The 12886-nt window shown below is 35.5% G+C and carries 11 protein-coding genes; 1 reads left to right on the top strand and 10 read right to left on the bottom strand.

Going from position 1 to position 12886, the window contains the following annotated elements:
- Nucleotides 1–182 precede the first annotated feature (182 nt).
- The 10 genes from rbr to Q5O86_RS00880 all read right to left on the bottom strand — a co-directional run bounded on the left by rbr (nt 183) and on the right by Q5O86_RS00880 (nt 11730).
- On the bottom strand, nt 183–779 hold the full coding sequence (gene rbr / locus Q5O86_RS00925; RefSeq protein WP_302625278.1) for a rubrerythrin: 597 nt from the start codon (nt 777–779) through the stop codon (nt 183–185).
- Nucleotides 780–794: 15 nt separating this feature from the next.
- A complete protein-coding gene (locus Q5O86_RS00920) occupies nt 795–3011 on the bottom strand; it encodes a thiamine pyrophosphate-dependent enzyme (protein WP_302625277.1) in 2217 nt (738 codons plus the stop codon).
- 12 nt (nt 3012–3023) lie between these two features.
- Complete coding sequence (locus tag Q5O86_RS00915) at nt 3024–4157, bottom strand: 2-oxoacid:acceptor oxidoreductase family protein (protein ID WP_302625276.1); 1134 nt, start codon at nt 4155–4157, stop codon at nt 3024–3026.
- 44 nt (nt 4158–4201) lie between these two features.
- Nucleotides 4202–6511: a beta-propeller domain-containing protein gene (locus Q5O86_RS00910; RefSeq protein WP_302625275.1), complete on the bottom strand. Its 2310-nt coding sequence runs from the start codon at nt 6509–6511 to the stop codon at nt 4202–4204.
- A gap of 1 nt (nt 6512) precedes the next feature.
- Nucleotides 6513–7049, bottom strand: a complete 537-nt coding sequence (locus tag Q5O86_RS00905) for an RNA polymerase sigma factor (protein ID WP_302625274.1) — start codon at nt 7047–7049, stop codon at nt 6513–6515.
- A gap of 138 nt (nt 7050–7187) precedes the next feature.
- A complete protein-coding gene (locus Q5O86_RS00900) occupies nt 7188–8681 on the bottom strand; it encodes a PH domain-containing protein (RefSeq protein ID WP_302625273.1) in 1494 nt (497 codons plus the stop codon).
- A gap of 9 nt (nt 8682–8690) precedes the next feature.
- Nucleotides 8691–9173: a PH domain-containing protein gene (locus Q5O86_RS00895; protein WP_302625272.1), complete on the bottom strand. Its 483-nt coding sequence runs from the start codon at nt 9171–9173 to the stop codon at nt 8691–8693.
- A 62-nt stretch (nt 9174–9235) separates the two neighbouring features.
- Complete coding sequence (locus Q5O86_RS00890) at nt 9236–9928, bottom strand: sensor histidine kinase (protein WP_368074714.1); 693 nt, start codon at nt 9926–9928, stop codon at nt 9236–9238.
- A 424-nt stretch (nt 9929–10352) separates the two neighbouring features.
- Nucleotides 10353–11048, bottom strand: a complete 696-nt coding sequence (gene vanR / locus Q5O86_RS00885; protein ID WP_302625271.1) for a VanR-ABDEGLN family response regulator transcription factor — start codon at nt 11046–11048, stop codon at nt 10353–10355.
- Between the two features lie 13 nt (nt 11049–11061).
- The gene (locus Q5O86_RS00880) at nt 11062–11730 is read right to left on the bottom strand and encodes a YoaK family protein (RefSeq protein ID WP_302625270.1); all 669 of its coding nucleotides are present in this window, start codon (nt 11728–11730) and stop codon (nt 11062–11064) included.
- Nucleotides 11731–11984: 254 nt separating this feature from the next.
- Between Q5O86_RS00880 and Q5O86_RS00875 the strand changes: the two genes are divergently transcribed.
- Nucleotides 11985–12818, top strand: coding sequence for a DUF4474 domain-containing protein (locus Q5O86_RS00875; RefSeq protein ID WP_302625269.1), 834 nt, complete (start codon nt 11985–11987; stop codon nt 12816–12818).
- Nucleotides 12819–12886: the final 68 nt, after the last annotated feature.

Raw genomic sequence — 12886 nt, 5'->3', positions numbered from 1 at the left:
ATGCTTCGAGCTGGTGGCTGAACTGGATTTTTTATAGTAGCTCATCGGTGAGCCATCAAAGCGAGAAGCTATGCTTCGAGCTGGTGGCTGAACTGGATTTTTTATAGTAGCTCATCGGTGAGCCATCAAAGCAAGAAGCTAATGCTTCGAGCTGGTGGCTGAACTGGATTTATTTTATTTACCTACTCTGCAAACGGAGACAGCTCTAGGCGAATAAAATATCCTTTATCATGGTCACACACAGGACATTTTTCCGGCGCCCTTTCTCCTTCATAAATATGACCACAATTCAAGCAAATCCATCCCGTTTTAACATCCGAAACATGAAGTTTATTATCTTCCAACCATTTTGCAAATTTGCCAAATCTATCACCGTGATATTTTTCAATTTTTGCAATCATATAGAAAGAATTAGCAACATTTAAGAATCCTTCTTCTTTTGCCTTGTCACCAAATTTTTGATAAACATCATCATGCTCTTCATACTCATTGTGCTGTGCCATTCTCAAAAGTTCCGCCAAATCATCCGTGATATCTACCGGATAACCACCGTCCACATGAATTGTCTCTCCACCCAATTCTTTTAAATGGTTATAAAATATTTCAGCATGTTCTTTTTCCTGATTTGCTGTATAAATAAATACCTTTGCAATTGCCTGCTGCTTTTCCTTATTTGCCTGCTGTGCCCCAAACGTATATCTGTTTCTTGCCTGGCTTTCTCCTGCAAACGCTCTCATAAGATTATCCTTTGTCTCACTTGTCTTAAAATCTACTGCCATTTTATTTCCCCCTTATTATAAATATTCATTTTCTGATTTTTCAATTAACTTCTTAAATCTTATATCAATCTCTTTCTGAAGTTCTTCAACCACACTCTTATATTCTTCTTTTGCTAAATGTTTTGTCCTGCCCATCATAGACAACCAATCTTCTACCGGTATTTTTTTCTTACTTTTTTCCGGATTAAAGCTTAACTTTGTAATTCCCTCTTCCACCTCATAAAGTGGAAAATAACAGCTGTTGACCGCAGCCTCAATAACACTTCTCTCTTTCGCCGGATTGTCGTTCCAGTTCAGCGGGCATGCAGACAATGCCTTGATATATGCAGTTCCTCTATTCTTTGCGTAATAGGCTGCCTTGGCTGCTTTTTTCATAAAATCAACAGGATTAGACTCTGCTACCGTCGCCACATATGGTACGTTTGACGCTGCCATAATCTGTGCCATATCCTTGTGAAAGAATGATTTCCCATACTGCTGTGGACCTACATGAGAAGTTGAGCTTCTCGCACCTTTAGGTGTAGAATAAGATAGCTGATATCCTGTATTCATATAACCACCGTTATCATACTCAAATATTATCATCCTATGTCCCCTGAGAGCGGTTCCGAGAGCAGAACCCATACCAATATCCATTCCACCATCTCCACTAACCATTATGAAAACAATGTCCCCCTCCGGTATTTCACCTCTTTGTTGCTTAATGTGACACATTTCAACAATTCCACTCAATGTTGCAGCGCCGTTTTGAAATAAATTATGAACATAAGGCACCTTAAAACTTGTTTTTGGATATGCAGTTGTAACAATCATTCCGCAGCCTGTCTGGAAAAGTAACACCACCGGGTCTTCAATTGCCCTCAAAAGTAAATTCAAATTGACAGGTATCCCACATCCCGGACATGCTCCATGGCCTGGCGCTATTCTTTTTGGCATAGCCGCAGTGTCGTTGATACTTCCTCCGACAACCTTAACCTGCCCCCTATCACTCTCCGCCTTTGTCAATCCCAATTCTGTTTTCTCTCTCGTAAGCGGTTCAAAGAAATTGCTTCGCTTGTCATCCTCATTCCCCTTCGTAATTCCGTAATAACTAAACTCTGGCAATGAATCAAACCCTTCCAACAATTGAATCGCATCTTCTACATAAAAATCTAATCCTCCAAGACCATATACTATCGTCTTTACCTCTGCCTTTTTATTTCTTCGCTGAAATGCAGCCCGTATCTCTAAAGATAAATTTCCACCCTGTGCACCATAGCTGTCCTGCCTGTCTGCAACAATAACCCTGCAATCCTCATGTATATATTTACATATTTCATCTATCGGAAAAGGTCTTATCATATTCAGAGTGAGCACTCCTACTTTTTTCCCTTTCTCCCGCAGCTTGTCTACTGCAACCATTGTGGTATCGAAACTGGAACCCAGCATAATCATTATTATTTCCGCATTTTCTGTCCTATAGGTTTCCACTTCCTGATATTGTCTTCCTGAATACTTCATATATTCGTCAAATATTTTTGGTAATTCTCTTCTGACACTGTCCATTGCCAGATACTGTTGATACCTGTTATTTATCAAATCCGGCTCATTCATATAAGAACCAACTGTAATTGGATTATCTAAATCTAAAAAGGCATACTTGTCCTTTTTCTTACCAATGAATTTTTTTACCGTCTCATCATTTGCAAAGCGATAACACTTCTTCTTCTGATGACTTGTAAAAAATCCGTCATATGCAACTGCTACCGGAAGTCTCACATTCTCTGCCAGCTTTATTGCCATAAGGTTAAAATCATACACCTGCTGCACTGTATGTGCAAAGAAAATTGGCCATCCACAATTTAGCATATACATAATATCACTATGGTCACCCTTTATTGATAACGGTCCGGAAACCGTACGACAGGCTATATTCATAACCATCGGATATCTTGTTCCTGATTGTACCGGAAGCTGCTCAATGGCATACAAAAGACCATTTGCACTGGTAGCATTAAACACTCTGCCACCACCTACCGACGCACCATAACACACCCCGGCTGCGCTGTGCTCTCCCTCTGCTGCAATCATTACAATATCTGTTTTTCCATCTGCACGCATTAAATCCAGATTTTCAGCTACCTGCGTAGACGGTGTTATCGGATAATACCCCATAATGTCATAGCCAATCTGTTTCACCGCCATAGCTGCAATCTCATTTCCCGATGAAAATTCCATTAATTGATATTCCATACTTTTTCCCCTTTACACTTCTCCGCCTTCTATTCTCTTTTCCGTTAAATATGACTCTGATGTAATAAAACCATCTGCACCCGACTTTTCATAATAGTCGGGCACTCTAATTAATTCTTTATTCGGCACAAACCAAGGTTTCGTATCATAGTCTGATTCCAATCCTTTTACCAGAGCACCTGTAGGGCATACTTCCACACATCTCAGACATCCTTTACAGTGAAAATAGTCTAATCCTGTATTTACCATCATTTTCCTGTCCTTATATTCTCCGGGTTCAAATTGAAATACCATATCAGGGCAGGTAGAATCACACAAACCACAATTAATACATTTATCCTGCAAAAATAGTGGAATAAATCCCTGTCTTGAAGGTGACAAATCATTTGTAACACTATTTCCAAAATTCAAGTTCAATCCACCTATTGTCATGTTTTGATAACCAGTTTTTCCCTGCTGATATTTTCTACTTACATCCTTCTTCTCACTGACAGTCTCTTTTGTTTCCTTTTCATTCTTTAACGAACCACATTCGTATATTGTTACCTCCTCATATCCTCTGCGAATCCCTTCTAAATTTCCTTTCATCGCTTTTGGATATTTTCTTCCTAACGCATGTTCGCAAATTTCCATGATATCCTCAACAGCGACAAATCCCATTACTTTTGCCATCGCCCCCATCATAACAACATTAATTCTGGAATGCGTTTCCATTGCAATTTTCTGAGCCGGCACACAGACAATTTTATTCGCTTTAATGTGATTATGTTTGATATAATGGCTCTCAATTCTTTCCGGTTCCACATCTGAATTGACAACAATACTTGTCTCTTCTGTACAACCGTCAAATATGTCTATATTTTGCATCAGCGCCTGATGGAAAATACAAAGTAAGTGAGGCTCTTTTACCGGTGAATGTACTCTTATTTCATTTTCCGGATAACTATATCGAATAAATGCCTTTACAGGGGTTCCCGTTTTTTCCGAACCATAACTGGAAAAACTGGCACTGTTAAGTCCTAAAAACTTTAGTGCCAGTTCTCCCATCATTTTGCCACATAGATTCGCCCCTAATCCACCTATGCTTTCTATTCTTATTTCATAGTATCCGTTTTCATTTAATAATGGTAATTTTATGTCTGCCATAATTTGTCCTCCCTTTTATCTATTACCATTATTAACCGCTTTCATTATTTTATGCTTAATTTTCCCTCAACCTTATAATTTTTCAAATTGACAACCTGTATTTCTTCAGGAGTAACCACATATAAATAGTCTCCTATATAAAGCCCCCTTGTCTCTTCTGCACTTTCTCCTTTTAATTGAATCTTACACAACTGTTGAAACTTTCCATTTTTATAGGAATATAACAAATAATAATCTTTCATTGTATATTCGTAATTTCTGTTGTGCCAACTTCTCTCAGCCGGAAATCCTATTATATTTTTTTCGCTATCCATCAATAACGCTTTTGAATTATAGCTCGCCGGCGTATACCAATCCCCCTTTATCAGCAGACTTGTTTTTCGCTTAGCGCTTCCCTTTGATACATCATACATATCAAGTTTTATAGGTATTTCATCCCCTCTGTTTTCTTCCCCCTCTCCGATTCCAAAGAGTAGCTTCTCATTAAAAAACTGAAGATAATCAGAAAATCCCGGCATTTTCAGTTCTCCTATAATTTTAGGATTTTCCATATCCGTAAAATCTACGGTAAATAGTGGGTCTGTCTGTTCAAAAGTCACAAAATATCCATAGTCTCCCAAATACCTTGCCGCATAGATATGTTCTTTCTTTGCCAGACCTTTAATCTCACCTTTTTTATTTAGTTTGTCATCCAACGTATATACCGTATTGCTGTCGACTACTCCGTCTAATTCTTTACTGTCTAAATATTGTTCCTCTATTTTCTTACCTTTCGCATCATAAAATTTTTTACTTGCCTCCAAATATCTTTCTCTTTCTCTGTGTACTACCAGTCTCAAATATCCGTCCTTTTCATCCAGAGAAAATCTGTCATCCGTTTGTCCTTCCAAAGTACACTTTGCAACATAAGTTAATTTTCCATCTTTATATTCATATTTCATAATCTCCATTTCCGTATAAGATTCCATGACAGACACCGTATGCTTTTTAGAGATTGAACTCATATCATATCTGTTCTCTGAATAAATATTTTTCAATTCCCTAACTTCCCGCTCTGTTGCCTTACATCTTTTCGTATCAATATTTCTATTTTTTTTATAATCTGCTATTATGCTCTTTGCCTTATCGGTATCAGAAATATCATCGTTCTTGTAGGCTTCATTCACCAAATAAATATGATTCTGACTCACATACACTTTACTTGCATTTCCGAGTACTGCTGCACTCTGCCTGATATCTTTTCCGTCTTCAATATTTATAGACGTAATAACTGCATAAGCTGACTCCTGTATCACTTCCGGGATACAAATACAATCATACTTTATTTTCTTATTATTGATTTCCGGAATGTAATCCTTATCTTTATCTAAAACTGTCCACGAAGATACTGTGTATAAATATCCGTCCACAAGACGTGTATCCTGACAATAGCCATCCTGCTCATTTTTACTAATTAACTTAGGTGATTTCACATCTGAAATATCATAAATAAATATTACCGTTTTTATATGCTCCACTGACATCTTTTTACTTTCAGCCTTAACTGTGTCATCTATACAGCCTTTGAATTCGTTACCATACTTTGTACCTGTCAGAATCAGTCTGTCGCCTGAAATATACATTTCTGAGATATTACCATTCTTATTTATTTTGTTATCTTTAATTTTAATAGTAGAAACTTTCTTCATTTTTGTTCCTGACACTTCTGTCACACCGACCTGAAAAGAAGATTTTTCCTCGTCTTCGATATTTTTCACAATTAAAGTATATATATATCTTCCATCTGTTTTTACAATATCTCCTTCATGCACACCTTCTGTCTGTTCATTTGTATCCGAATATGAGTTGTCTGATTTTGTACTTGTATCTGTTTTTAACTCATCCGGTGTAACTATCGGAGAATAATCATTAGAAACAGATTTTGTTTTTAATCCATTCACGTCTGCAACATCTTCCATGATGCTTTTTTCATCATAAACCTGTTGAATTTTTTGTTTTATTTCTTCGTAGGATTTTGCAACGTTTTCAATATTTTTTGCAGAGGCTACTACTTTTTCTTCTTGTTTTTGATGCAACTGTGTCTCTTTTTGCATTATCTGATTCATTCCTGAATTGTCCATATGGGTATCATTCCATATAACCATACCGGCTGCAAAAACAAAACAGGCTGCAATTGCTGTTCCTATCCGAAACACTTTTGCACCGTTGACTTTCTTTTTATTGTATTTTCTGATAATTCTTATAATATTATCATTCACATTTTGATTTAATTCTATCTTTTCACTTTCCCGATAAATCTTTTCTGCCATCTTGATATTTTCGCTATCAATCTCTGTAAATCTGTTTTCTTTCATGTTATCTAACCTCCAAATATTCCCTTAACTTTATAAGACTTCTATTCAGTCTTGTACGCACAGTTGATGCATTCATAGACAAAATTTCTGCCACTTCATGACTTTTATATCCCTCTATTACACAGAGAGAAATAATCACCCTGTCTTTTTTATCTAATTTTGATAGCGCTATCTGTATATCTGTTTTTGTGTCATTGTCATACTGCCGATAGATTGATTTTTCCTTAAAATCTTCTATGCTCTGTGACTTTGGATTGAACACTGAAAACTTATTGTATTTATCCTTTATTTTTCTGTTACACTTCACTGTCAATATTTTCAGTATCCATGATTCAAATTTATCTGCGTCTTTCAATTTTTTTATTCCCGTTAAAGCATCTATGACCGTTTCACTCACTGCCTCTTCCGCTAATCCGCAATCTCCTAATATATAAACTGCCATTTTATATAAATCATTGCTTATCGAACAATATAATCTTTCAAACGCATTTTTATCATTATGTATTGCCCGCAATACATCCTGTCTGTCATATTTCATATTGGTACCCTGTTTTCTTTCTATTTCGTTAATTAACCTTCATATATACAGTGTAATGAAATTCAAATTTTGTTTCACCTTAAATCGCAAAAACTTCCAGGATGAACTCCCGGAAGTTTTTTATAAATCTACTTCAAATTAATTTTTCCAATCGGACATTTCCTGCACAAAGGAAGTACATTCCTCCTCCCGAATATACGGAATCGTATGTGCAACTTTTCCGAGCGATGCCAAAATCCTCGCAGTACCTTTGACAATACCTAACTTCTTAGTAATAATATTCTGATTCAGAGTAATATATTGTACTTTGTCAAATTTTATAATGACATAGTGTGTACCAAAAATACCGCTTTTTAACCCAAGATAATTGGTCTGTATTTTATTTCCTACTGTTATATAAGACATAATCATTCCAAAAATCACAAAGAGCATAAAAACTGCTATCATGATTCCACTTATCCACCAAGGCATTTCTGTTACAATATGTCCCACTGCTGCAATTGCCAAAACAAACATTAGTGTACATAAGATTTGAATCGCTTTTACTATCCAAACGGATTTTGGCTGCCTTTTCACATCAAAGTTGATAGCCTCAGAAAACTCAGGAATAATTTTGTCAATTACATCCATCAGCTTTTCTTTACTTCCATAGAATGTAAAAGAGGCTGTACTGTCTTTCTCGTCATCCATTCCCACATTTACCAACTCTGCTGTATATTTATGAAACACTCTGGCAATCAATGTCTGATGTATAATAATAGCGTTAATTTTATCTACCGGAATAGCATAATTAACACGCTTAAACAGACCATATTTAATATAAATTCTGTCACCATCTCTTTTGCTCATAAAACCATACAGTTTTACAAATCCGGCAACCAGTCCCGAAAGCGTTGTTGCAACCATAATAAATGCAATTGCGATTGCTCCTAAAATTCCGGATATACTTTCCGTGTGAACACCATGATTCACGATTTCCATAATACCTGCGATAAAGAATAAAAAACTTCCGATAAATGTTAAAATAACAGCAATATTAATAGAATATATACCATTTAACAAAATGTCTTTCAAATCCGCTTTTACATCATATTCACTATCTTTAAATTCAGAAACAGCCTCAACACTGTCCACGCCATTGTTAATTTCATTAATCCTTTTTACGAGGTATGCTCTTAATTCTTCTGCCTGCTTTTTCTTTAAAATGATTTTGACATCTGTAGAATTTGCTGTCGACAGACTGTTGGTATCTAATTTAACCTTGCAAGTTCCCATAATCATCTCAAAAATATTCTGTTCTGTATTTACATTGGATATATTTTTAAGTCCTATGGTATTTTTTTTAGAATTTAAAGTATTTTTTTCTAATGTTATAGTCTCCTCCTCTATAACAACCCATGTCCTAGACCATACCCAGAATCTCCAGGCAATAAACACAAAAATTATCAGAACGAAAATACCGGCTGCTGCCAAAATAACGCCTGTTTCTTCTGCATTCCCTAACGATATCTCCTCAGCAATCTCAATCACATCATCAACACTTCCAAAAATAATAATAAAAATCGCTACAATTAATGCCCCAAACTGTTCGATTACACTGGATACATGGTTTCTAAAACGTTTTACTTCCATAACGCCTCCCTATTGCTCTGTCATCTTCTTTTGTTCGGTCACAATGTCATTAATTTTCACTTTAAGATTTTCTGTAATAGCCTCTGCCTTCTCTACATCTAAAAATCTTATCGTAACATCTCCACCTGCCGTTGTGACAATCACCTTTGCCACACCGCAGATTTTGTCGAAAGGTCCTCTTAAAATCTGTAACTTATGTAATCTCTCAATCGGAACTACATTTCTCGTAATAAATAAATATCCCTCAATGATGTCAATACATTCATTGTCAATTTTATATCTGTATCTGTAAAACCGAAAAAGCGGACTTGCAATAAGATTGACGAACAACAACCCTGATACAATGCCTATAATTATATTTGCTATTGTAATTTTCTCTGGAATAAAAAAAGCCAGCTCCGCTACAATTGCTACAATATAAAAAAGCAATGTGGCGAAACCGGTTGCCATATACATGTTTTTTAAAGCTCTCTTTGATAATGTTTCGTACATCATAATCCTCCTGTAAAATATATTAGAATTATTTTACCACAAGGAGTCCACTATCTACAAGTTTAAACAGGAAATATTACTGTAAATAAGATACTTTCCTCTTGGCTTTTTGCCTCTATCGTTCCCCCATGTAACTCTACAATTTCTTTTGCAATGGCAAGTCCAAGCCCCGCTCCCCCTGTAGAAGAAGAGCGTGCAGAGTCCAGACGGAAAAACTGCTCAAAAATATGCTCTAATTTTTCAGGTGAAATCGTTCTCCCATAATTTTCAACATTTAACATTATTTCCTTATTATTTTTTGTTAAACAGACTTTTATTTCTGTATTTCTATAACTGTAATTTACAGCATTTCTAATAAGATTATCAAACACACGCTCTAATTTATTAGAATCGCACACCATCATTATGCCAGGCTCAATATGAATATTCCAACGCAAATCTTTTTCTGATAACACCGGTTCAAACTCACTGACAATCTGTTCTGCCATACGGCTGAGATTAATCGTTTCTTTTTCAAGCGAAATCGATGTAAGATTAAATCTTGTGATATCAAAAAATTCATTAATCAAGTCTTCAAGACGCTCCGCTTTTTCCAACGCTATTCCTGTATACCTTGCACGAAGCTCTGTAGAAATATCCTTTTCATCTCTTAAGAGAGTAAGATAACCGATAATACTTGTGAGAGGTGTCTTCAAATCATGAGCCAAATACATTATCAGGTCATTTTTCTTCTGTTCTTCCTGCGCTGACAGCATCGAATTTCTAATAAACTGCTCTCTTGTCAACTCCATCTGTAACTCTATATTTTTTAATTGAGGAGATAACATGATTTTCTCTTCTTTATTGTAAATCATTTTTTTACTTGCTTCAGCTATCTCTTTTATATATCGAAACTGCTTTACAATTGCATATCCTCCTGCCATAACCGCTCCTATAAGCCATACTGCCAGAAGTGTAGTAATCGGATTGTTTTTCAACGGTTTTAATAACAGATAAGCCGTTTCATCCGGATACCATATTTTCATTTTAGACATAAAAAATCCGGCGGCACAAAATATTAGTGTCGTTATCATCATAAATATCACCAAACCGGAAAAATATTCTAAAATCATACTTCGGCGCAGCTGAGATATCTGCATATACTCCTTATTTACTTTTTCTCTCTCTAAATATTCCCAATTATTCAATCGTATATCCTACTCCCCAAACCGTTTTTATATATTTCGGTTTTCTTGCGGGTTCTTTCATTTTTTCTCTTAATCTGGCAATGTGAGACATCACGGTATTATTACTGTCATAATATTTTTCTTCCCATACATTCTCAAATAATTCCTCTGAAGATACCACATTCCCCTGTCTCTGGCACAAATACCATAATATTTTAAACTCTATTGGTGTCAGCGATAACTCCTCCTCATTTAATGTACATTTATGGTTATTTATAGAAATATGCAGTCCTCTAATATCGTATTCATCTACTATCTCTGAAATATTTCCTGAAGAATTGTATCTCTTATACCTTCTAAGCTGAGTCTTTACTCTGGCAGTCAACTCTAACGGATTAAATGGTTTTGTAATGTAATCATCAGCACCCAATGTAAGACCTGTAATTTTGTCCATATCTGCTACCTTTGCTGTAAGCATTATAATTGGAAAAAAATAATTCTCTCTAATTTTTTTACAGAGCGTAAATCCATCCATATCCGGCATCATAACATCTAATATTGCCAGCCCTATCTCTGTATTTTGTACACATTCTAATGCATCCCCAGCATTATAAAACTTAAATACCTGATAACCGTCATTTTTCAAATATACCTCAACTAAATCTGCAATTTCTTTTTCGTCGTCCACAATTAATATATTTTCATTCACTGCGTTTTCTCTCCTAAATTTCTACTTTAATATTATTTTTTACACTTTCCTGCATTACTTCCAGGGCAATTGCAATCCCCCCAATCGGGACTGCACATAAGCTCGCATATTGTCCAAACTGTTTACAGCAAAAGTAAGAAATTACGACACCAATATGAAACCATAAAATTGACTTTCCAAAAAACTTTGCTTTTTCTAATTGTTCTTTGTCTTTATCCAGGAAATACACCGTAAAACCACTGACACATTGTCTCAAATTATTTGTTGAAAAAATGGTTGAACAATTATACTTTTCTGTTCCGTGAAAAGCACTCCACTGCGTTGCCATCATAAAAAATATTGGAAGCAATCCAATGAGCGGCTCAATATGGGGCGGCAGAAATACCAGTCCTATCATAATAATTAATTCCACACATATAGCATATTTATGTACGTTAATAACAGCACGTTTCTCTAAATAAACACATATAATAATCGCAAAAATATATAACACAAGTGCTAATATTCTCATAAAAAAATCTTGCAGATTTCTTCCTAAAATCGTACAAATTATTTCTATCATATTTGTAGTCTGTGCAGAGCCCATATTTTCAAATCCATTAACAATAGCATATGCACCGAAAAATCCGCCTATCGTACACATAATATCGTGCAAAAGTATTTGTTTTTTCTCAAAATTCATCTGTGGAAAGCCTTCCTTTAATTGTACTATTTCAACAAATTATATTAGCACTTTTGTGAAAATAAAGAAAGTAATTTTAACTGAAACCTGTCTAAATAATTACCGAACACCTCACCTTCTTTCTCATATAATATAACAAACACATATGAGAGGTTATTATGTATATACTATTTGGCATTTTAATATTTATTTGTATTTTGTTTTCAATTATATTTATCTTTAAACGAAAATGTATTATCAAAAAAATTTGCTGTATGAGCTTTTGTGAAAAGTTAGAATTATTAAACGATGTTCTTGAACCCTTTGGATTTCGGTATCTACCCAAATGTGATATCGTAACATCCCGCATTGAAGCATGGCAAAAAGCATTTGGCTATCGTTCACTCTTTGACCGTTCAGCTGTCCATTTCAATATGGTTTTTGACTGTGAGCCGGTATATTTTTATTATGGTGGAAAAACCTGGCTTATAGAATTTTGGAAAGGGCAATACGGAATTAACATTGGTGGTGAAATTGGAGTTTACCGGGCTGACACAATTATTCCCCCAAACCAATTCGAACAAACTACTTTTTATGGTGTTCCTAAAGACGAAATGCTGCCTTTATCTATGGAATTAAACTATAAAGGTCAAAAACTATTTTCTCTCTGTGGAGAACACTGGTGGCTGACCGGATTTCGTGTCGGTTCCTTCTGTTATCCACAAGACCTTTCCATGAAGGTAGAAATCACTTTCCCAAATGATGAGATGCTGGAAGCTTTTGTGGAAAGCATGAGAAGACTGGCATACAACCAATGTGATTTATGCATATGTGATACTTCTGTATCATTCACCTTTGGCATACCTCACACTCGTCAGCCAAGATGTTACCACCGTTGCGCGGCCGCATTTTCTCAGTGGCAAAATCGTATTTTCTGCAAGCTGTTTCAGTTTGTTACCAGACCATTTTCATGCACGATGGATAAAATATTATATTTATATTTCTTTTTACCAAAATGTTTCAGACATCTGTTTCGATTTAAAAAACACCGTAAACAAAAGTGTAAAAAGTGCAAGAAATGTAAATCAGGCTGTAAAAAGCATCAATAAAAGCAACGAGGTATTTGAGATCGGAAGAGCACACGTCAGAACTCCAGTCACATACGCAGATCTCGTAT

It is taken from the genome of uncultured Eubacterium sp., assembly GCF_937958975.1.
Taxonomy (GTDB): Bacteria; Bacillota; Clostridia; order Lachnospirales; family Lachnospiraceae; genus Eubacterium_G.
The sequence above is the reverse complement of the archived record's forward strand: the minus strand, read 5'-3'. Positions and strand labels throughout refer to the sequence as shown.

Excerpts from the sequence above, each read along its gene's own strand:
- rbr (WP_302625278.1), bottom strand. The coding sequence starts at position 779 with ATGGCAGTAGATTTTAAGACAAGTGAGACAAAGGATAATCTTATGAGA.
- Q5O86_RS00920 (WP_302625277.1), bottom strand. The coding sequence starts at position 3,011 with ATGGAATATCAATTAATGGAATTTTCATCGGGAAATGAGATTGCAGCT.
- Q5O86_RS00915 (WP_302625276.1), bottom strand. The coding sequence starts at position 4,157 with ATGGCAGACATAAAATTACCATTATTAAATGAAAACGGATACTATGAA.
- Q5O86_RS00910 (WP_302625275.1), bottom strand. The coding sequence starts at position 6,511 with ATGAAAGAAAACAGATTTACAGAGATTGATAGCGAAAATATCAAGATG.
- Q5O86_RS00905 (WP_302625274.1), bottom strand. The coding sequence starts at position 7,049 with ATGAAATATGACAGACAGGATGTATTGCGGGCAATACATAATGATAAA.
- Q5O86_RS00900 (WP_302625273.1), bottom strand. The coding sequence starts at position 8,681 with ATGGAAGTAAAACGTTTTAGAAACCATGTATCCAGTGTAATCGAACAG.
- Q5O86_RS00895 (WP_302625272.1), bottom strand. The coding sequence starts at position 9,173 with ATGTACGAAACATTATCAAAGAGAGCTTTAAAAAACATGTATATGGCA.
- Q5O86_RS00890 (WP_368074714.1), bottom strand. The coding sequence starts at position 9,928 with ATGCTGTCAGCGCAGGAAGAACAGAAGAAAAATGACCTGATAATGTAT.
- Q5O86_RS00880 (WP_302625270.1), bottom strand. The coding sequence starts at position 11,730 with ATGAATTTTGAGAAAAAACAAATACTTTTGCACGATATTATGTGTACG.
- Q5O86_RS00875 (WP_302625269.1), top strand. The coding sequence starts at position 11,985 with ATGAGCTTTTGTGAAAAGTTAGAATTATTAAACGATGTTCTTGAACCC.